The following is an 18,883-nucleotide window of genomic DNA, read 5'->3' as shown; positions in this document are numbered from 1 at the left end:
CGCGGGATCATAAGCGTCCAGGCGACGATTATCCCGCGAGGTGTTGTGCGCATGAACAGCACGCCGACGGCCACCCTCTCCATAGCCTCTCCCGCCGCATCCCCGGCCTCTTCGCCGGGCGGGAGCTGCACCGACGTCACTGCCTTCCGCCGCCAGATGGACGAGGTCGTCGCCCGCATCCCGATGCACGCCATCCGGTCGGTGCTGGATGCGGTCGAAGGGACGCCCAGCCCGAACGGCGAACGGGCGCGGCACCTGCGCGATGCGCTGGTCGACCATTTCAACCGCCTGCGGCCGATGAAGGCGCGCCGCCTGTTCACCAGCCTGTTCGAGCCCTTCCTGGTCGACGACCCCGTCCTCTACCGCTCGGCCGAGTCGGTGCCGGCGCTGGTCCAGCGGGTGGACATGGGCGGCATCTGGTCGGCGCTGACCCGCTATGCCTTCCCGGGGCTGGCGGCGGAGGTGCAGAGCCGGCTGGACGGCATGGCGCGCGAGGCGATGCTGGATGCCGTGCTGGCCAGCCCCGACGCGATGGCGATGCGCGAGCTGATGCGCAAGGAGGCACTCGACTTCCTCTATGCCATGGCCGGCGACCGCAAGCTGACCGACCGGTTCCTGGCCTTGGCGAACGACGAGGCGCTGCACGACGCCGCGCTCCGCACCCAGTATCTCGGCCGCAAGGCGCCGATCGACAGCGACCTGCTGGGCTTCGTCCGCGCCCTGCTGGAGCACAACGCGGTGCTGGTGCCGCTGACCGAGCGCATGCGCCGCGACATCGACGAGATGCGGATGGGGGACATGCAGGGCGCCGGCGACCCCCGTTCCGCCAATCCATCTTTCGCCACCCCCACTTCCGCCGAGGTGGACTGCCAGTCGGCGCTGATGGTCGGCTTCGTCCGCCGGGTGCGCGACCTCGGCCTGCCCTTCCGCGACCAGTCGCAGCTGCTGGCCTGGTTCGCCCCGCTCTATGGGCTGAACGTCAAGCGGCGCTACGACGTGTTCCTGCGCCATGTGCGCGAGCATGTCGGGTCGGGGGGACCGGCGGTGCGCGAGTCCCACCCGCTGCTGCGCGCCCTGCTCTGCCATTTCACCGCCGCCTGCACCACCATCCGCGAGGTGGTGGACGGCATGTTCGGCGACATGGACATCCAGGATGGCGGCGTGCTGTCCGCCCCCGCCCCGACCCGCGCCCTGCTGCACGAGGCGGTGGAGCGCTTCGACCGGGCGCTGACCGCGCTGTCCGGCACCGGCTTCCTCGCCAGCCGCTCGACCGGCCCGGCCCTGCGGGCGGAGCTGGCGGCGGTCAGCCGCGAGCTGACCGGCACGGTGATGCCGGCGCTGGCCGCCCGGATGCAGGCGGCGATGGGCGCCCGCCATGCCCCGGTGCCCGACCATGAGGACATCGTCTGGCTGCTGGAGCTGGTCTGGCGCTGGGGCCGCACCCTCGGCGCCGCCGGCTATGCCAACCCGGAGCTGAAGTCGCTGCGCCTCTATGCGGTGGAGACCGGCCGCCTCGCCTTCCTCCAGGCGATGAAGGCCGAGCCGCAGGAGAGGCCGGGCCACCGCATGGCCCACATGCTGCGCATCCGCCGGCTGATGGCGGCGATGGGCGAGACGGTGGATGGCTGGATCAGCCCGGTCAGCCAGGGCCTGCACCGGGTGGTCTACAGCTATCTGGAGGCGGATGGCGAGATCGCCGCCGACGAATGGGCGGTGATCGACGCCTTCGTCGCCAGCGTGCGCAGCGAGCTGAGCCGGTCCCGCAACTGGCAGAGCGCCGATTTCGTCGATATCCTGCGCCTGCATGAGGCAAAACGGCGGGGGGAGGCGTGAATCCCCCTCGGCCGAAGGCCTGGGCATAATGATGCCGAAGGCCTTAGCCGCAACAATTTGGTTCGACCCACCCGTCGATGTGGTATGATGCGCGCCCGCTCGGGGCGGGACGGCCGGACAACGGCCCGCAACCCCGGTGGCTCCGCAAGAACAGCTCCCCTCCGGCCGAGACGACGCCAGCATGAACATCACCATCGAACGCGCCGCCCTTCTCCGTTCCCTGGGTCACGTGCAGAGTGTGGTCGAGCGGCGGAACACCATTCCGATCCTGTCCAACGTCCTGCTGCGCGCGGGCGACGGCGAGCTGTCGCTGGCCGCCACCGACATGGATCTGGAGATCGTCGAGACGGTCCCGGCGACGGTCGGGCGCCCCGGCGGCACCACCGCCCCCGCCCACACCCTGTTCGACATCGTCCGCAAGCTGCCCGACGGCAGCCAGGTGGAGCTGGACATCGGCGGCGACGGCACCATCCTGACGCTGCGCGCCGGCCGGTCGCAGTTCAAGCTGTCCTGCCTGCCGGTGGAGGATTTCCCGCAGCTGTCCAGCGGCGAGCTGAAGCACAATTTCTCGGTCGCCGCCGCCGACCTGCGCGGGCTGATCGACCGCACCCGCTTCGCCATCTCCACCGAGGAGACGCGCTATTACTTGAACGGCATCTACCTGCACGCCGCCAAGAGCAAGATGGGCAGCCTGGAGACGCCGGTGCTGCGCGCCGTCGCCACCGACGGCCATCGGCTGGCGCGGGTCGAGATGCCGCTGCCGGACGGGGCCGAGGCCATCCCCGGCGTCATCATCCCGCGCAAGACCGTCACCGAAATCCGCAAGCTGGTCGACGAGGCCGCCGACCGCATCGAGCTGTCGATGTCCGACAACAAGATCCGCTTCGGCTTCGACAGTGTCGTCGTCACCTCCAAGCTGATCGACGGCACCTTCCCCGACTATGAGCGGGTGATCCCGGTCGGCAACGACAAGGTGATGGAGGTGGACGCCAAGCTGTTCGCCGCCGCCGTCGACCGCGTCGCCACCATCTCCACCGAGAAGAGCCGGGCGGTGAAGCTGTCGCTCGTCCGCGGCGCGCTCACCCTGTCCGCCACCAGCCCGGAATCGGGCAGCGCGACCGAGGAGCTGGAGGTCAGCTACCAGGAGTCCCCCTGGAAATCGGCTTCAACTCTCGCTATCTGCTGGACATCACGCAGCAGATCGAGGGCGAGGGCGCCCAGTTCACGCTGGCCGACGCCGCGTCGCCGACCATCATCCGCGACGTCGCCGACTCGACCGCGCTCTACGTCCTGATGCCGATGCGCGTGTGATGGGGCTGCGGGGATCCTCCCCGCCCCAGGCGGAACGGACCAGTTGCACCACACGGCAGTTTCGATGAGCGGCGGCGTGTCCGCCGCGACCCCGGCTTTTGCTCCGGCCCTTGCGGTCAGGCGGATGACGCTGACGCGTTTCCGCGGCTACGACTCCGCGCGGCTGGAGCCCGACCGCCGGCCCGTCGCCTTGATCGGCCCGAACGGCGCCGGCAAGACCAACCTCTTGGAAGCCGTCAGCTTCCTTGCCCCCGGCCGCGGCATCCGCGGCGCCCGGCTGGCCGAAGTGGAACGGCTGGGCTCGCCGCCCGGCGCCGGCTGGGCGGTGGCGGCAACGCTCGACACCCCGCTGGGGCCGGTGGAGATCGGCACCGGCCGCGAGCCGCATGACGGAAGCCGCAGTTCCGAGCGCGACCGCCGGCTGGTCCGCATCGACGGCCACCCGGCCAAGGGCCAGACGGCACTCGCCGACCATGTCGCCATGGTCTGGCTGACCCCGCAGATGGACCGGCTGTTCCTCGAAGGGTCGAGCGGACGGCGGCGTTTCCTCGACCGGCTGGTCTTCGGCTTCGACCCCGCCCATGCCGGCCGGCTGTCGCGCTACGAGCATGCCTTGCGCGAACGCGCCCGGCTGCTGCGCGACGGCCGCTTCGACGAGGGCTGGCTAGGCGCGCTGGAGGACCAGATGGCGACCACCGGCATCGCCGTCGCCGCGGCAAGGCGCGAGGTGGTGCAGCGGCTGCGCGCCGCCTGCGCCCGCTCGGTCGGCCCCTTCCCCGGCGCCGACCTCGCCGTCGCCGGCACGGTGGAGCGCTGGCTGGACGAAGGCCCGGCGCTGGCGGCGGAGGATGCGCTGCGCGACAGCCTGCGCAGCGGTCGCCGCGCCGATGCCGACGGCGGCGGCGCCACCGTGGGTCCGCACAAGAGCGACCTCGCCGTCCGCCATGCGCCCAAGGACATGCCGGCGGCGCTGTGCTCCACCGGCGAGCAGAAGGCGCTGCTGATCGCCATCGTTCTGGCCAATGCCCGGCTGCTGGCGGCCGAACGCGGCGCCGCACCCATCCTTCTGCTGGACGAGGTGGCCGCCCATCTCGACCCCGAGCGGCGCGCCGCGCTGTTCGGCGAAATCCTGGCATTGGGCGCCCAGGCCTGGATGACGGGCACCGACGAGGGGGTTTTCGACCCGCTTGGGGACAACGCCCGCCGCTTCCACATCGAAGACGCGCACATCCGCCCCGGATAGGGGCGGAAATCGGGGAAAAATCCCGGAAAAAAAGCATGCCGACGCACGCTAAACCGCCGTATCCGCAACCGAATCTGTTATAGTCGACGCATGGCACAGGAAGCACTGAAGAACGACCTCCCGCAGTCGGAGCCCCAGCAGGCGGACTACGGGGCGGAATCGATCACCGTTCTGCGCGGGCTCGATGCCGTGCGCAAACGCCCCGGCATGTACATCGGCGACACCGATGACGGCTCCGGCCTGCACCACATGGTGTACGAGGTGGTCGACAACGCCATCGACGAGGCGTTGGCCGGCTATTGCGACAAGGTCGAGGTCGTGCTGAACGCCGACGGATCGGTCACGGTGCGCGACAACGGCCGCGGCATCCCGACCGACATCCATTCGGAGGAAGGCGTCTCGGCGGCCGAGGTCGTGATGACCCAGCTTCATGCCGGCGGCAAGTTCAACCAGAACAGCTACAAGGTCTCCGGCGGCCTGCACGGCGTCGGCGTCTCGGTGGTGAACGCCCTGTCCGAGACGCTGGATCTGCGCATCTGGCGCGGCGGCCGCACCTGGACCATGCGCTTCCGCCACGGCAACGCCGAGGCGCCGCTGGCCGACGTCGGCGAGGCGCCGATGGTGCCGGAGAAGGGCAGGCCGCTGTCGGGCACCGAAGTCACCTTCATGCCCTCGACCGAGACCTTCACCAACATCGAGTTCGATTTCGCCACGCTGGAACACCGGCTGCGCGAGCTGGCCTTCCTCAACTCCGGCGTCCGCCTGCTGCTGACCGACGCCCGCGGGGTGGAGCCGAAGGTGCAGGACCTGCACTACGAAGGCGGCCTCGAAGCCTTCGTCAGCTGGCTCGACCGCTCCAAGACGGCGCTGCACAAGCCGGCGATCACGCTGAAGAACGAGCGGCCGACCGAGCATGGCGGCGTGGTGACGGTGGAATGTGCGCTGCAGTGGAACGACAGCTACCACGAGACGACGCTCTGCTTCACCAACAACATCCCGCAGAAGGACGGCGGCACCCACCTCGCCGGCTTCCGCGCGGCGCTGACCCGTGCGATCAACAATTACGCGACCGAGTCCGGCATCGCCAAGAAGGAGAAGGTCAGCCTGTCGGGTGACGACGCCCGTGAAGGCCTGACCTGCGTCCTGTCGGTGAAGGTTCCCGATCCGAAATTCTCCAGCCAGACCAAGGACAAGCTGGTCTCGTCGGAAGTCCGCCCCGTCGTCGAGGCGGTGGTGGGCGAAGCGCTGGCCCAGTATTTCGAGGAGCATCCGGCCGACGCCCGCCGCGTCATCCAGAAGGTGGTGGAAGCCGCCGCCGCCCGCGAGGCCGCCCGTAAGGCGCGCGACATCACGCGTAAAAGCTCGCTCAGCATGTCGTCGCTGCCGGGCAAGCTGGCCGACTGCCAGGAGCGCGATCCGGCGCTGTCGGAACTGTTCATCGTCGAGGGCGATTCGGCCGGCGGCTCCGCCAAGCAGGGCCGCTCGCGCCAGTCCCAGGCCATCCTGCCCTTGCGCGGCAAGATCCTGAACGTGGAGCGGGCGCGGCTGGACAAGATGCTGTCGTCGGCGGAGATCGGCACGCTGATCGCGGCGCTGGGCACCGGCATCAGCGACGAGTTCAACGCCGACAAGGCGCGCTACCACAAGATCATCATCATGACCGACGCGGACGTGGACGGCAGCCACATCCGCACCCTGCTGCTGACCTTCTTCTTCCGGCAGATGCCCGACCTGATCGAGCGCGGCTATCTCTACATCGCCCAGCCGCCGCTCTACCGCATCAAGCGCGGCAACGCCAAGGAGCGCTACCTGAAGGACGACCGGGCGCTCGAGGAGTATCTGGTCGAGGCGGCGCTGGGCGACCTGTCGGTCCGGCTGTCGGACGGCTCGCTGCTGATCGGCGAGCAGCTGGCCGCCCTGGTCGAGCAGGCCCGCACCGCGCGCCCGGCGATCGACACGCTGTCGCGCAAGGTCGGCAACGCCATGGTGGTGGAGCAGGCGTCGGTCGCCGGCACCCTGTCCGCCGTCCTGGCCGACGACAAGGCGGCGGCCGAGGCCGCGGCCAAGGCGGTGGCCGAGCGGATGAACGGGCTGGACGCCGACGGCGGCTGGCGCGGCGAGGCGCTGCCCCAGGGCGGCTATGCCGTGATCCGCGCCCGGCGTGGCGTCACCCACCGCCACCTGTTCGACACCGACCTGCTGAAGAGCGGCGAGGCCCGCCGCCTGGACGCGCTGGCCGCCGACCTGAAGCGGGTGTTCGGCACCGCCGGCAAGGCCTTCGAGAAGCAGAAGGAAAGCCGCGCCCTGACCGGCCCCGTCGCCCTGTTCGACACGGTGATGGAGCTTGGCCGCCGCGGCGTCACCATCCAGCGCTACAAGGGCCTGGGCGAGATGAACCCGGACCAGCTGTGGGAAACCACGCTGGACCCGACCAAGCGCTCGCTGCTGCAGGTCCGCGTCAGCCACGTCGATCAGGCGGAGGAGGTCTTCTCCACCCTGATGGGCGACGTCGTCGAGCCGCGCCGCGAGTTCATCCAGGACAACGCGCTCAAGGTGTCGAACCTGGACGTGTGATCATCGGGGTGGCTGGTTGAGCGAAAACGAAAAAAGCGGAGCCTCCATGGCTCCGCTTTTTTTATGCCCTGACTTTTTATGCCCTGACGCAGCCGCCCTCGCCTGCGTCCTTACTGCTGCGCCTCGCGCGCTTTGCGGGCCATCTCGTTGAGCGTGGTTACCGCCTCGTCGAAGCGGTGCTCCGCCTCGGCCTGGCGCTGGAAAGCGACGCGCTGCACCAGGATCTCGCGCGGGGTCGGCTGCTGCCGGAACAGCGCCATCACCTCGTCGATGAAGTCGGCCAGCGGCAGATAGCCCGGACGGGTGGCCTGCCCGGGGGTGAGGTCGGTCTGGACCGCCGGCGGCACCAGCTCGATGACCTCTACCTTGCCCTTCAGCGCCTCGCGCAGGGCGACCGTGTAGAGGTGCATGGCCGCCTTGGTCGCCGAGTAGGTGGGCGCTGCCACGAGCGGCACGAAGGCCAGGCCGGAGGTGACGTTGACCAGGGCCGCGTCGGACTGGCGGCCAAGATGCTCGACCAGGGCGTCGGTCAGCCGGATGGGGCCGAGCAGGTTGGTGGCGACGGTCGCCTCCGCATCGCCAAGGTCGCGCTGCCGGTCGAGCGCCTCGAAGCGCATGATCCCGGCATTGTTGATCAGCACGTTGAGAGCCGGATGCTCGGCCGTCAGCCGTCGGGCGAAGTCGGCGATGCCCGCGGCGCTGTCGGCATCGAAGGTCATGGCGTGCATGTTCGGACGGCCGGAAATCGCCTGTTGCAGCACATCGTCGCGGCGGCCGGCGACGATCACCGTGTTGCCGAGATCATGGAAACGGTGGGCCAGAGCCTTGCCGATCCCTGAGCCGCCACCCGTGATCAGGATGGTGTTCCCTTCGGTCTTCATGGGCGTGACTTTCGCTGTTGTCTGTCCGTAAGCTATCGCCCACACTCTCCAGACAGAAGTAGGCACCGAAAAGATTTATACGCACCAAAAGGAGAGTGTGGGATGCGCAAGGCTTTGCCCGACCCGCAGATCGAGGCACGGCGCCGGCAACCGCCCCCCGACACGGTCGATCCGGCCATCAAGGCGCTGGTCCACGACATCATCGGCAAGGTGGCCGACAAATGGACCATGCTGATCCTCGAAGCCCTGCATGAACATGGCACCTTGCGCTTCACGCAGCTCGGCAAGGCGGTGGGCCGCATCAGCCAGAAGATGCTGACCCAGACCGTGCGCCAGATGGAGAGGGACGGGCTGGTGCGGCGGACGGTGCATCCGGTCATCCCGCCGCATGTGGATTACACGCTGACACCGCTCGGCGAGAGTCTGGGAGCGGCCTTCTGCGGCGTGTGGATCTGGGCGGAGACGCACCATGCCGAGATCGAGCAGGCGCGGGCGGCCTTCGCCGAGCGCGAGGCGGCATCCGGCACCCCGGCGATCCCGGCGCCGGACATCCTGCCGCCAGGCACCGGGCGGGGTCCCCACCCCGGCCCGGCTTGAGCGACGGGACAGGCGTCGATTACGCGCCCACCTCGTCCGTCCAGACCCGGAACTCCGTCAGCGTGTTGGGGCCGAAGGTGTGGGTGAGCGGCACATCGGCCGCATCGCGCCCCTGCGCGATCAGGATGCGCCCGATCCGGGGGGCGTTGTTGCGCGGGTCGAACACATGCCAGCGGCCGCCCAGATAGACCTCCATCCACGCCGCGAAATCCATCGGCCCATAAGGGGGCGGCAGCCCGATGTCGCTGATGTATCCGGTGCAGTAGCGCGCGGGAATGTTCATCGCGCGGCAGAAGGCGATGGCGAGATGGGCGAAGTCACGGCAGACCCCGCGCTTCTCGGCATAGGTCTGGGCGGCGGTCCGCGTCGGGCGCGAATGCTCGTAGCCGAATGTCACGTGGTTGTGGACGAAGTCGCAGATCGCCTGCACCCTGGCCCAGCCCGGCGCCGTGCCCGCAAACATCCGCCATGCCTCGTCCGACAGGACATCGGTCTCGCAATAGCGGCTTCCCAGCAGGAACAGCAGCGTGTCGGCCGGCAATTCGTCGACGCGGTGCTGGACGGCGCCGGGATCGACCGGGTCGAACGCCCCGCTGTCCCGGATGATGCTGTCGGCGCTGATGGTGACGGGACCGGCGGGCGCGACCAGCCGGCTGCACCAGTTGCCGAAGCTGTCGCGATAGCCCTGGATCGGCGCCGGAACGCTGGTGACGATATGGTCTGGCCGCTCCAGGTCGCCGACGCGGGAGTAATGCACGTTCAGCATCACGATCATGGGGGTAGGGGCGGGAAAGCTGAAATTCAGCTGGTAGCCCAGGCGTATGCGCATGAATGCCCTCCGATGAAAAAGCGTGCTGGCGCTGCCGGATACAGGTGTCGCCTCCGAGGCTGAAGAAGATCGAGGGAAAAGGATACTTATTTTATGGTATCGGCCGGCCAGCCTGGCAGGAATGGAAAATAAAAAAGGGCGGACCACACCGGCTCCGCCCGTTCTTTTCGCGACCTGCCTGAAAAAAGAGCAAACTTCCCAAACCGGCGGCACTGCGCGCCACCATCCGGCATCAGAAGATCACGCCATGATCCTTGCCGAAGGTCTTCAGCTTGTCGCGCAGGCTGTGGTCGGCACCGGTATAGAGCCCGCTCATATATTGCCGCAGGGCGGCGACGTCGAGCGAGCGCAGCATGGTCTTCACCGGGCCGACGGACGGCGGCGACATCGACAGGGTGCGGAAGCCGACGCCGATCAGCGCCATGGCGTCCAGCGGCCGCCCCGCCATCTCGCCGCAGATGCTGAGCGACACCTTGTGCCGGCTGCATTCGTCGACCAGACGGCGCAGCACGCACAGCATCGACGGCGACAGCGGGTCGTAGCGGGTCGAGGTGCGCGGGTTGCCGCGGTCGGCGGCGAACAGATACTGGGTCAGGTCGTTGGAGCCGACCGACAGGAAGTCCAGCTTCGGCAGCAGGGCCGGGAGTTGCCACAACAGCGACGGCACCTCCAGCATCGTGCCGACGCGCAGGCTGCTGGGCGCCTCGATCCCCTGGGCGGCAAGGCGCTTCAGCTCCAGCTCCAGCAGGCGGCGGGCGCCGTCGAACTCCGCGACCTCGGCGATCATCGGGAACATCACCGACAGCGGCCGGCCGGCGGCGGCCAGCAGCAAGGCCCGCAGTTGCTGGCGCAGCAGCGACGGGTGGTCCAGCCCGATGCGCACCGCACGCCAGCCCAGCGCCGGGTTCTCCTCCTCGCCGCCGGTCATGTAGGGCAGCATCTTGTCGCCGCCGACATCCAGCGTGCGGAAGACGATCGGCTTGTGGCCGACCTCGTCCATGATGCGGGAATAGAGGGTCGTCTGCGCCGTCACGTCAGGATATGACGCCCGGACCATGAAGGGGATTTCGGTGCGGTAGAGCCCGACGCCCTCCGCCCCGCTGGCGGTCAGATGCGGCAGGTCGATCAGCAGGCCGCAGTTCAGCTGGATGGAGATCGGCACGCCGTCGCGCGTCACCGAGGGCAGGTTGCGGATCTCCGCATACATCTGCTCCTTGCGGTGCTGCAACGCCACCGCCTCGCCGAAGGCCATCTGGATGTCTTCGGCCGGGCGGATGAAGACCGAGCCATGGTCGCCGTCGACGATCAGCTGGTCCAGCGGCTCGATCCGGTTCAGCGCGTCGGCGGCCTGAACCACCGGGATGTTGAGCGCGCGGGCGACGATGCAGACATGGCTGGCCGGCGACCCCTCCTCCAGCAGCAGGCCGCGCAGGCGGGTGCGGTCGTAATCCAGCAGCTCCGCCGGCCCCATCGAGCGGGCGACCAGGATCATGTCGTCCGGCAGGGTGGCGCCGTCGGTGGTGCCGGTCTTGCCGGCCAGATGTTGCAGCAACCGGTTGGTCAGATCCTCGAAATCCATCAACCGTTCCCGGATGTAGGGATCGGTCAGATGGCTCATGCGGGCGCGGGTGTCGTTCTGGACCTGCTGCACCGCCGCTTCCGCGGTCAGGCCGACGCGGATCGCCTCGCGGATGCGCGACAGCCAGCCGCGGTCCTCGGCGAACATCCGGTAGGTCTCCAGGATGTCGCGCGGCTCGCTCAAGCCCGCCAGCGACGCCGCCTCCAGCAGATCGTCGATGGCACTGTGCATGGTCTGGAGCGCCGTGTTGAAGCGCTCCAGCTCGGCATCGGCGTCCTCCGCCACCATCTGGCGGACGGTCAGCTGCGGCCGGTGGATGACGGCGAGGCCCATGGCCAGCCCGGCGCTCATCGCCGTGCCCGACAGGCGGGCCGGCGCCAGCACGGGGTCGCCGGTGGTGGTGACCTCGACCGGGTTGACCAGCTCGCTCTGCGCCACCAGTTCGGCGACGACCATGGCGATGGTCTGGAGGGTCTCGACCTCCTCCTCGACATAGCGGCGGCGGTCCTTGTGCTGGATCACCAGCACGCCGCGCACCTTGCTGCCGCGCAGGATCGGCACGCCGGCCAGCGACTGGAACGGATCCTCGCCGGTTTCCGGACGGTAGGCGAAGCTGGGGTGGGAGGGCGCGTTGTCCAGCGCCACCGGGCGGGCATGGCCGGCGATGTAGCCGACGATGCCCTCGCCCACGCGCAGGCGGGTGTTGTGGACGGCGGTCTTGTTCAGGCCCTCGGTGGAGAACAGCTCCAGCACCTCGCCGGCGCGCATGACGTAGCAGGAGCAGACGTCGGCCTTCATCTCGGCGGCGATCAGCGTGACGATCTTGTCCAGCCGGTCCTGCCCCGACCCCGACCCGGCCATGATGTCGCGCAGCCGGGCGAGCAGCCGGCGCGACGAGGTGCCGTCGAAGCGGGGATGCACACCCCCGCCCATACCGCCGTCACCGGCTGCCGTGTCGAGGGTGTCGGTCATCGCTACAGCGCTCCCACCGTCGGCTCCGTCATCACGCTTAACGATGCCTCATCCATCGCCCGCCGTGCCAGCGCCGATTCGGCCTGGGCGATCAATTCGGCCAGGATTTCGGCCACCGGCTGTTCGCGGGTGACCAGCCCGACGCTCTGCCCGGCCATCAGGGAGCCGCTTTCCACGTCGCCCTCGATCACCGCGCGGCGCAGCGCGCCAGCCCAGAAATGCTCGATCTCCAGCATGCCCTCGTCGCGGCTCATCGCGCCGGAATCGACCCTGGCGATGACGTCGCGCTGGAACTCCATGAAACGCTTTGACGCCTCGTTCGCCAGCGCGCGCACCGGGATGACGGGGAAGCGCGGGTCGATCTGCACCGACGGCTGGGCGTCGCGGGCGGACGCCCGGATGAAGGCCTGCTTGAAATTGGCATGGGCCACGCATTCGGTGGCGCAGACGAAACGGGTGCCGACCTGCACGCCGGCGGCCCCCAGCTCCAGATAGGAGAGGATCGTCTCGCCCCGGCCGATGCCGCCGGCGACGAACACCGGGACCTCGCGCAGGTCGGGCAAGATTTCCTGCGCCAGCACGGTGGTTGAGACCGGGCCGATGTGCCCGCCGGCCTCGGTTCCCTCGATCACCAGCGCGTCGGCGCCATGCTTCGCCAGCCGCCGGCCGGCGGTCAGGGTCGGGGCGAAGGCCATCGCCTTGGCCCCGCCATCCTTGATGCGGCGCAGGGTGGCGCCGGTCGGCAGCCCGCCGGCGACGACCACATGACCGACCGCCTGCTCGCGGCAGACGTCGATCAGCTGGTCCAGCGCCGGGTGCATGTTGATGAGGTTGACGCCGAACGGCTTGGTCGTAAGCGCGCGGGTGCCGGCGATCTCAACCGCCAGCTGGTCCGGGGCCATCGAGCCGCAGGCCAGCACGCCGAAGCCGCCGGCATTCGAGATGGCGGAGACCAGATGCCGTTCCGACACCCAGCTCATCGCACCGCCCATCACGGCGGTGCGGGTGCCGAGAAAGTCCCGGCCCCGCTGCCAGAGCCGGTCGAGCCGGGCCGATGCTGCCGCCGCGTAAGATGTGGCGTCGGTCATGGCCGGCCCTCTCCTGATGTTCCCGTCCCCGGCACCCACCTTGCGATCAGGCGGCGTCCAGGCCGTAGGCGGTGTGCAGGGCGCGCAGCGCCAGCTCCGCATACTCTTCGGCGATCAGGACCGAGATCTTGATCTCCGAGGTCGAGATGACCTGGATGTTGATGCCCTTGTCGGCCAGCGCCTTGAACATGCGCTGGGCGACGCCGGCATGGCTGCGCATGCCGACGCCGATGACCGACACCTTGACCACGTTGGCATCCGACACGATGCGCTTGTAGTTCAGGGTGGACTGCGCATCCTCCAGCACCTTCACGGCGCGGGCGATGTCCGCCTTGCCGACGGTGAAGGTCATGTCGGTGGACTTGCCGTCTTCCGACACGTTCTGGACGATCATGTCGACGTTGACGGCGTTGTCGGTCAGCGGACCGAAGATGGCGGCGGCGACGCCCGGCTGGTCGGCGACGCCCACCAGGGTGATCTTCGCCTCGTCGCGGCTGTAGGCGATGCCGCTAACAACTTCCTTTTCCACGATCTCGTCCTCGTCAACAACCAGGGTTCCGGGAAGCGAACTGCCCGCCGCCGCTTCGAAGCTCGACAGCACCTGCACGCGCACGCGGTGGTTCATCGCCATCTCGACCGAGCGGGTCTGAAGCACCTTGGCGCCTTGCGAGGCCAGCTCCAGCATCTCCTCGTAGGTGATCTTGTCGAGCTTGCGCGCCTTGGTGACGATGCGCGGGTCGGTGGTGTAGACGCCGTCCACGTCGGTGTAGATGTCGCAGCGGTCGGCCTTCACCGCCGCCGCCAGCGCCACCGCCGAGGTGTCCGAGCCGCCGCGGCCCAGCGTGGTGATGCGGCCATGCTCCGACACGCCCTGGAAGCCCGCGACCACGGCGACTTCGCCGGTCTGCAGGGACTTTTCCATCTCGGTGGTGTCGATGGAGACGATGCGCGCCTTGCCGTGCGTGTCGTCGGTGCGGATCGGAATCTGCCAGCCGGCCCAGGAGCGGGCGGGAATGCCGAGCGACTGCAGGGCGACGGCCAGGAGACCGGAGGTCACCTGCTCGCCCGACGCCACGACCGCGTCATATTCGCGGGCGTCGTGCAGCTTGTCGATTTCGTTGCAGTATTTGACGAGCTGGTTGGTCACGCCGGACATCGCCGACACGACGACGGCGACCTGATGCCCCGCCTTCACCTCTTGCTCGACCTTCCGGGCCACGTTCTTGATGCGGTCGATGTCGCCGACCGACGTGCCTCCGAACTTCAGGACGATCCGCGCCATACCTCACACCATGTCTGGCCGCCCGGTCATGCCGTCTGGATCTCGCCATCTGGGTCATGCGGGTCGGCTGTGCGCACCCCCGCTCCACCGTTGCCGGCGCGGGGCGGCGTATCCATACTCCGTCGCTGGAAGCGAGGCAAGTTGCCCGCGCCCGTCCCGCCTCACAGTTTACGGATTTTCACCATGACCGCCTCATCCTCCGCCTTCCCGCACGCGTCCGCAACCGCTCCTGCCGGCGGAATTGGCGGCGGAACCGTGGATCCGGAGGATGTCGCCCGCTTCTCCGCCATCGCCGCCGAGTGGTGGGATCCGGCCGGAAAGTTCAAGCCGCTGCACCGGCTCAACCCGCTGCGCCTGACCTACATCCGCGATGCCGTCTGCAGGCGGCTGGGCCGCGACCCGCTGGCGCCGAACCCGCTTGCCGGCCTGCGCATCGTCGATATCGGCTGCGGCGGCGGGCTGCTGGCGGAACCGCTGGCGCGGATGGGCGCCACGGTGGTTGGGGTCGATGCGTCGGAGAAGAACATCAAGACCGCCGCCACCCACGCCGCCGAGACCGGCACGACGGTGGACTACCGCGCCACCACCGCCGAGGCGCTGGCGGCCAGCGGCGAGACGTTCGACGTGGTGCTGGCGATGGAGGTGATCGAGCATGTCGCCGACGTGCCCCTGTTCGTGAAGTCGCTGTCCGACCTGCTGGCGCCGGGCGGGGTGCTGTTCCTGGCGACGCTGAACCGCACGCCGAAGTCCTTCGCGCTGGCCATCGTCGGGGCGGAGTACATCCTGCGCTGGCTGCCGCGCGGCACCCACAACTGGCGCCAGTTCCTGCGCCCGTCCGAACTGAACGCCATCGTACGCCCGTACGGCCTGAGCGTACGCGACCTGACCGGCATCACGTACAACCCACTGAGCGACGAGTTCCGGCTGAACGCGCGTGATCTGGACGTGAACTACATGGGCTGGGCGGAGCGGGGGTGAGGGGCGCGGGCGCCGGAAGCCGACGCCGTTTCATCTCGACCGTCATTCCCGCGCAGGCGGGAATCCAGCCGCTTCAGCCGCTTCACTGCGGAGTTTCCTGGATCCCCGCCTGCGCGGGGATGACGACCGACGGAGGGCCGGTATTGAAAAGCGCCGCGTGCCCTCAATCCTCGTACATCGCGTCCAACGGCAGAGAGAGGTCCAACGCGGCCAGCATGACCGGACCGTCGCGCACCACATCGACGGTCCAGCCGCTGCCGTCGCGGCGGTAGACCTCGACCAGACGCTCGCTCTGCGAGACCAGCACGATCTCGCGCAGGGATGGGATCTTCTGGTAGTTGGTCCGCTTCTCGCGACGGTCGATGGCTTCGGTGCTGTCGGACAGCACCTCCACGACCAGCACCGGGTCCTTGACGACATACGGGTCGTCGTCAGCGGCACAGGTCGCCACGATGTCGGGATAGTAGTAGGCGTTCGCCGCCTCCACCCTGACCTTTACGTCGTTGGTGAACGCATCACAGCCACGACGCAACGCCGCCTGCCGGATCGCATACCCGAGGCGCGCAACGATCCGTGCATGGTTCAGGCTCGCGCCGACCATGGCAAAGATCTCGCCATCGACATATTCGTGGCGGACCTCGGCGCTGCGTTCGGCGGCGAGGTAGTCCTGCGGCGAAATCCAGGGCTTGCGCTGTGGGTTTCCCATGGCCTTGGCCCCCGTCAAACAAGTCGACTCGGTCCAGTGTAGCAGCCCGTCCGTTCCGACACTAATTGGTGTTGAAGCACCAAAGAAAAAGGGCCGCGCACGAATGTGCAGCGGCCCTTTCGGCATACCATTCCCCTCACCGGCGGCCCGTCAGTTGGACGGGCTCGGCTCGTGCTGGGTCAGGAGCGCGTACATCGCGTCGCCCGACTGGGCTCCGCGCAGCTTCTCGCACATGGACTGGTCCCGCAGAAGACGCGAGACGCGGGCAAGGGCCTTCAGATGATCGGCTCCCGCCTGTTCCGGGGCGAGAAGGAGGAAGATCAGGTCGACCGGCTGCTCATCGATCGCATCGAAATCGATGGGCCGCTCCACACGGGCGAAGACGCCATGGACACGGTCCAGGCTGGACAGCTTGCCGTGCGGGATGGCGATGCCATGCCCCACGCCGGTCGTGCCCAGCCTTTCGCGCTCCAGAAGCACGTCGAAGATCGCCCGCTCGTGCTGACCGGTCAGCTCGGACGCTTTGCGCGCCATCTCCTGCAGGGCCTGCTTCTTGTTGCCGGCCTTCAGGTTCGGGAGGATGGCGTGCGGAGAAATGAGGTCGAGCATGACGCTTCTTGACCGGCGAGACGGGTCGGCGCCGTCAGGCGCCGGCCTTCTCCGCCGGGTCGACCCAGCCGATGTTCCCGTCGGCGCGACGGTAGACCATGTTCAGGCGGCCATGCGCACCGTTGTGGAACATCAGCGCCGGAGCCTGCGCCAGCTCAAGGCGCATCACCGCCTCGCTGACCGACAGGGTGGCGATGCTCGTCTCCATCTCGGCGACGACCATCGGGTTCGCGGCGCCGTCGGCGGCAGCCTCGACCTCGTCGTGATGCTCCTCGGTCTCGGCTTCCAGCACCCGGTAGCTCGCCGGGAGGGCGGCGCCGTTCTCGGCCGCGTGGTGGTCGCGCAGGCGGCGCTTGTAGCGGCGCAGGCGCTTGGCCAGCTTCTCGCAGGCGATGTCGAAGGCCGGATAGGGTTCGGTGGCGTCGCCCGCGCTCTGCAGGACGATTCCGCGGCCGACATGGGCCTGGATGTCGGCCTTGTAGAGGTGCGCGTCCTTGGTCAGGATCACGTTCGCTTCGATCGGCTTGTCGAAGTACTTGCCGACCACGGCGTTCAGGCTGTCGGCCACATGGGTGCGCAGAGCGTCACCCACATCGAGCTGCTTGCCTTTGACGGAGAGTTGCATGGTGGAACGTTTCCAATATTGGTCCGCTGGGGACGGTGTAGACACGACGTCCGAAGATGTCGGGCTCATAGATGCTGATCCGCCGCTTGCGGGCCGGGACGATAGGCAAGGGTCACCGGACTGTCAATCGAGCCCTCCCCCATCGAACCCGCTTACATGCGTGACATCTTGGCACGGCGTCGCTGCACCGATGACGGTATTTTCATCGCTTCACGATACTTCGCGACAGTCCTTCGCGCAATGTCGATCCCTTCCGCCCGCAGAATCTCCACCAGTTTGTCGTCGGACAGCACATCGTCGGGCTTCTCGGCATCTATCATGGTTTTGATGCGGTGCCGAACCGCTTCTGCGGAATGGGATGCCTGCCCGTCCGCCCCCTGGATTGCGGAGGTGAAGAAGTATTTCAGCTCGAAGACGCCGCGCGGGGTCGCCATGAACTTGTTGGTGGTGACGCGGCTGACTGTGCTTTCATGCATGCCGATGGCCTCCGCGATGTCACGCAGGATCAGCGGTCGCAGGTGCGAGACGCCATGGATGAAGAACGCATCCTGCTGGCGGATGATCTCGCTCGCCACCTTCAAAATGGTGGTGGCGCGCTGGTGCAGCGACTTGACCAGCCAGTTGGCCGACTGGAACCGCTCGGAGATGTATTCCTTGTCGGCCTTGTTGCGGGCGCCGTCGGAGATGCGGGCGAAATAGCGGTGGTTGACCAGCACCCGCGGCAGCGTGTCCGGGTTCAGGTCGATCAGCCAGCCGCCGCCGGGATTGGCCCGCATCAGGATGTCGGGGGTGACCAGCTGGGCCGGGGTGTGGTCGAAGGCCAGCGCCGGCTTCGGGTTCAGCTTGCGGATGTCGACGACCATGTCGGCGACGTCCTCGGCATCGACGCCGCAGACCTTCATGATGGCCGGCAGGTTGCGCGCGGCCAGAAGCTCCAGGTTGTCGAGCAGCGCCGCCATCGCCGGGTCGAGCCGGTTCTTCTCGCGCAGCTGGATGGCCAGGCATTCCTTCAGCGAGCGGGCGAAGATGCCGGGCGGATCGAAGCGCTGGCAGGCGGCCAGCACCCGCTCCACCCGGTCGGCACCGCAGCCGAGCTGCTCGGCCAGCGCCTGGGCGTCGAAGCCGATCAGCCAGCCGGCCTCGTCCAGCATGTCGATCAGGGCCAGCCCGATCAGCTGGTCGCCCAGGTCGGGCAGGTCGATCTTCAGCTGCTCGGTCAAATGGTCGCGGAGGTTCTTCTCGCTGGTCAGCGTCGCTTCGAGGTTGCTGTCGTCATCCTCGAAGCCGCTGCGGCCGCCGCGCTCGCCGTAGGAGCCGTAGACCTCGCTGCCGCCGTCCGAGCCGTCGGAGAAGCGGTCGTCGCTGTAGACATTCTCGAAATCGGTGTCGAGCGGCGACTCCGACGAGGAGGCCATCGTGTCCGACGAGGTCATCTCCACCGTGTCGCGGGTGCGTCCGTCGCTGGGGGCCAGACCCGGCCCGTCATCGCGGCCGTTCAGCCCGTCGACGCTGAGGCCGTTCGCCTCCATGCCGCCGGGGCCGTCCAGCCCGCCCGGAACATCGCCGCCGTCCGCCGGTCCCGCCGGATCGCTGCCGCCGTCGGCCGGTCCGCCGTCACGCTCCAGCAGCGGGTTCTGCTCGATCTCGCGGTCGACGAAGTCCGACAGTTCGATGTTCGACAGCTGCAGCAGCTTGATGGCCTGCTGCAGCTGCGGCGTCATCACCAGGGTCTGGGCTTGTCGAAGGTCGAGACGTTGAGCAAGCGCCATGGCTGTG

General features: G+C 68.3%; 14 protein-coding genes and 1 pseudogene. 6 read left to right on the top strand and 9 right to left on the bottom strand.

Going from position 1 to position 18,883, the window contains the following annotated elements; translation table 11 throughout:
• Positions 1–51 precede the first annotated feature (51 nt).
• The 4 genes and pseudogenes from ACWPN8_RS02695 (at position 52) to gyrB (ending at position 6,961) form a co-directional block, all read left to right on the top strand.
• Positions 52–1,833: a hypothetical protein gene (locus ACWPN8_RS02695; protein WP_492239830.1), complete on the top strand. Its 1,782-nt coding sequence runs from the start codon at positions 52–54 to the stop codon at positions 1,831–1,833.
• 181 nt (positions 1,834–2,014) lie between these two features.
• Positions 2,015–3,144, top strand: a pseudogene (gene dnaN, locus ACWPN8_RS02690) (DNA polymerase III subunit beta).
• 64 nt (positions 3,145–3,208) lie between these two features.
• Positions 3,209–4,387 (top strand): DNA replication/repair protein RecF, encoded by a 1,179-nt coding sequence (gene recF / locus ACWPN8_RS02685; protein WP_492241364.1) that lies wholly within the window; start codon positions 3,209–3,211, stop codon positions 4,385–4,387.
• A 90-nt stretch (positions 4,388–4,477) separates the two neighbouring features.
• Positions 4,478–6,961, top strand: coding sequence for a DNA topoisomerase (ATP-hydrolyzing) subunit B (gyrB, locus tag ACWPN8_RS02680; protein ID WP_109095914.1), 2,484 nt, complete (start codon positions 4,478–4,480; stop codon positions 6,959–6,961).
• Between the two features lie 110 nt (positions 6,962–7,071).
• Here gyrB and ACWPN8_RS02675 read toward each other — a convergent pair whose 3' ends face one another.
• Entirely contained in the window at positions 7,072–7,842 is a 771-nt protein-coding gene (locus tag ACWPN8_RS02675; RefSeq protein WP_492239829.1) for an SDR family oxidoreductase, read from the bottom strand.
• A gap of 102 nt (positions 7,843–7,944) precedes the next feature.
• On the opposite strand from ACWPN8_RS02675, the gene ACWPN8_RS02670 reads away from it, so the two are divergent.
• Complete coding sequence (locus ACWPN8_RS02670) at positions 7,945–8,439, top strand: winged helix-turn-helix transcriptional regulator (protein WP_492239828.1); 495 nt, start codon at positions 7,945–7,947, stop codon at positions 8,437–8,439.
• Positions 8,440–8,458: 19 nt separating this feature from the next.
• Here the strand turns inward: ACWPN8_RS02670 and ACWPN8_RS02665 are convergent, their stop codons facing one another.
• The 4 genes from ACWPN8_RS02665 to ACWPN8_RS02650 form a co-directional block, all read right to left on the bottom strand.
• Positions 8,459–9,268, bottom strand: coding sequence for a transglutaminase-like domain-containing protein (locus tag ACWPN8_RS02665; RefSeq protein ID WP_109095951.1), 810 nt, complete (start codon positions 9,266–9,268; stop codon positions 8,459–8,461).
• A 232-nt stretch (positions 9,269–9,500) separates the two neighbouring features.
• Complete coding sequence (gene ptsP, locus ACWPN8_RS02660; RefSeq protein ID WP_376957971.1) at positions 9,501–11,819, bottom strand: phosphoenolpyruvate--protein phosphotransferase; 2,319 nt, start codon at positions 11,817–11,819, stop codon at positions 9,501–9,503.
• 2 nt (positions 11,820–11,821) lie between these two features.
• The gene (locus ACWPN8_RS02655) at positions 11,822–12,907 is read right to left on the bottom strand and encodes an NAD(P)H-dependent flavin oxidoreductase (RefSeq protein ID WP_109095952.1); all 1,086 of its coding nucleotides are present in this window, start codon (positions 12,905–12,907) and stop codon (positions 11,822–11,824) included.
• 46 nt (positions 12,908–12,953) lie between these two features.
• Complete coding sequence (locus ACWPN8_RS02650) at positions 12,954–14,189, bottom strand: aspartate kinase (RefSeq protein WP_109095953.1); 1,236 nt, start codon at positions 14,187–14,189, stop codon at positions 12,954–12,956.
• Positions 14,190–14,372: 183 nt separating this feature from the next.
• Here ACWPN8_RS02650 and ubiG point away from each other — a divergent pair, with 183 nt between their 5' ends.
• Positions 14,373–15,167: a bifunctional 2-polyprenyl-6-hydroxyphenol methylase/3-demethylubiquinol 3-O-methyltransferase UbiG gene (gene ubiG / locus ACWPN8_RS02645; RefSeq protein WP_492239827.1), complete on the top strand. Its 795-nt coding sequence runs from the start codon at positions 14,373–14,375 to the stop codon at positions 15,165–15,167.
• A 163-nt stretch (positions 15,168–15,330) separates the two neighbouring features.
• On the opposite strand, the gene ACWPN8_RS02640 is transcribed toward ubiG, so the two are convergent.
• From ACWPN8_RS02640 to rpoN, 4 genes are all read right to left on the bottom strand, one after another.
• A complete protein-coding gene (locus tag ACWPN8_RS02640) occupies positions 15,331–15,873 on the bottom strand; it encodes a Uma2 family endonuclease (protein WP_492239826.1) in 543 nt (180 codons plus the stop codon).
• Positions 15,874–16,023: 150 nt separating this feature from the next.
• Positions 16,024–16,482, bottom strand: coding sequence for a PTS IIA-like nitrogen regulatory protein PtsN (gene ptsN, locus ACWPN8_RS02635; protein ID WP_109095955.1), 459 nt, complete (start codon positions 16,480–16,482; stop codon positions 16,024–16,026).
• Between the two features lie 34 nt (positions 16,483–16,516).
• Positions 16,517–17,107: a ribosome hibernation-promoting factor, HPF/YfiA family gene (hpf, locus tag ACWPN8_RS02630; protein ID WP_109095956.1), complete on the bottom strand. Its 591-nt coding sequence runs from the start codon at positions 17,105–17,107 to the stop codon at positions 16,517–16,519.
• Between the two features lie 152 nt (positions 17,108–17,259).
• The gene (gene rpoN / locus ACWPN8_RS02625; RefSeq protein ID WP_492239825.1) at positions 17,260–18,876 is read right to left on the bottom strand and encodes an RNA polymerase factor sigma-54; all 1,617 of its coding nucleotides are present in this window, start codon (positions 18,874–18,876) and stop codon (positions 17,260–17,262) included.
• Between the last annotated feature and the right edge of the window lie 7 nt (positions 18,877–18,883).

The sequence above is a fragment of the Azospirillum sp. UENF 112521 genome (genome assembly GCF_058780665.1).
The sequence above is the reverse complement of the archived record's forward strand: the minus strand, read 5'-3'. Positions and strand labels throughout refer to the sequence as shown.

Excerpts from the sequence above, each read along its gene's own strand:
- ACWPN8_RS02695 (WP_492239830.1), top strand. The coding sequence starts at position 52 with ATGAACAGCACGCCGACGGCCACCCTCTCCATAGCCTCTCCCGCCGCA.
- recF (WP_492241364.1), top strand. The coding sequence starts at position 3,209 with ATGAGCGGCGGCGTGTCCGCCGCGACCCCGGCTTTTGCTCCGGCCCTT.
- gyrB (WP_109095914.1), top strand. The coding sequence starts at position 4,478 with ATGGCACAGGAAGCACTGAAGAACGACCTCCCGCAGTCGGAGCCCCAG.
- ACWPN8_RS02675 (WP_492239829.1), bottom strand. The coding sequence starts at position 7,842 with ATGAAGACCGAAGGGAACACCATCCTGATCACGGGTGGCGGCTCAGGG.
- ACWPN8_RS02670 (WP_492239828.1), top strand. The coding sequence starts at position 7,945 with ATGCGCAAGGCTTTGCCCGACCCGCAGATCGAGGCACGGCGCCGGCAA.
- ACWPN8_RS02665 (WP_109095951.1), bottom strand. The coding sequence starts at position 9,268 with ATGCGCATACGCCTGGGCTACCAGCTGAATTTCAGCTTTCCCGCCCCT.
- ptsP (WP_376957971.1), bottom strand. The coding sequence starts at position 11,819 with ATGACCGACACCCTCGACACGGCAGCCGGTGACGGCGGTATGGGCGGG.
- ACWPN8_RS02655 (WP_109095952.1), bottom strand. The coding sequence starts at position 12,907 with ATGACCGACGCCACATCTTACGCGGCGGCAGCATCGGCCCGGCTCGAC.
- ACWPN8_RS02650 (WP_109095953.1), bottom strand. The coding sequence starts at position 14,189 with ATGGCGCGGATCGTCCTGAAGTTCGGAGGCACGTCGGTCGGCGACATC.
- ubiG (WP_492239827.1), top strand. The coding sequence starts at position 14,373 with ATGACCGCCTCATCCTCCGCCTTCCCGCACGCGTCCGCAACCGCTCCT.
- ACWPN8_RS02640 (WP_492239826.1), bottom strand. The coding sequence starts at position 15,873 with ATGGGAAACCCACAGCGCAAGCCCTGGATTTCGCCGCAGGACTACCTC.
- ptsN (WP_109095955.1), bottom strand. The coding sequence starts at position 16,482 with ATGCTCGACCTCATTTCTCCGCACGCCATCCTCCCGAACCTGAAGGCC.
- hpf (WP_109095956.1), bottom strand. The coding sequence starts at position 17,107 with ATGCAACTCTCCGTCAAAGGCAAGCAGCTCGATGTGGGTGACGCTCTG.
- rpoN (WP_492239825.1), bottom strand. The coding sequence starts at position 18,876 with ATGGCGCTTGCTCAACGTCTCGACCTTCGACAAGCCCAGACCCTGGTG.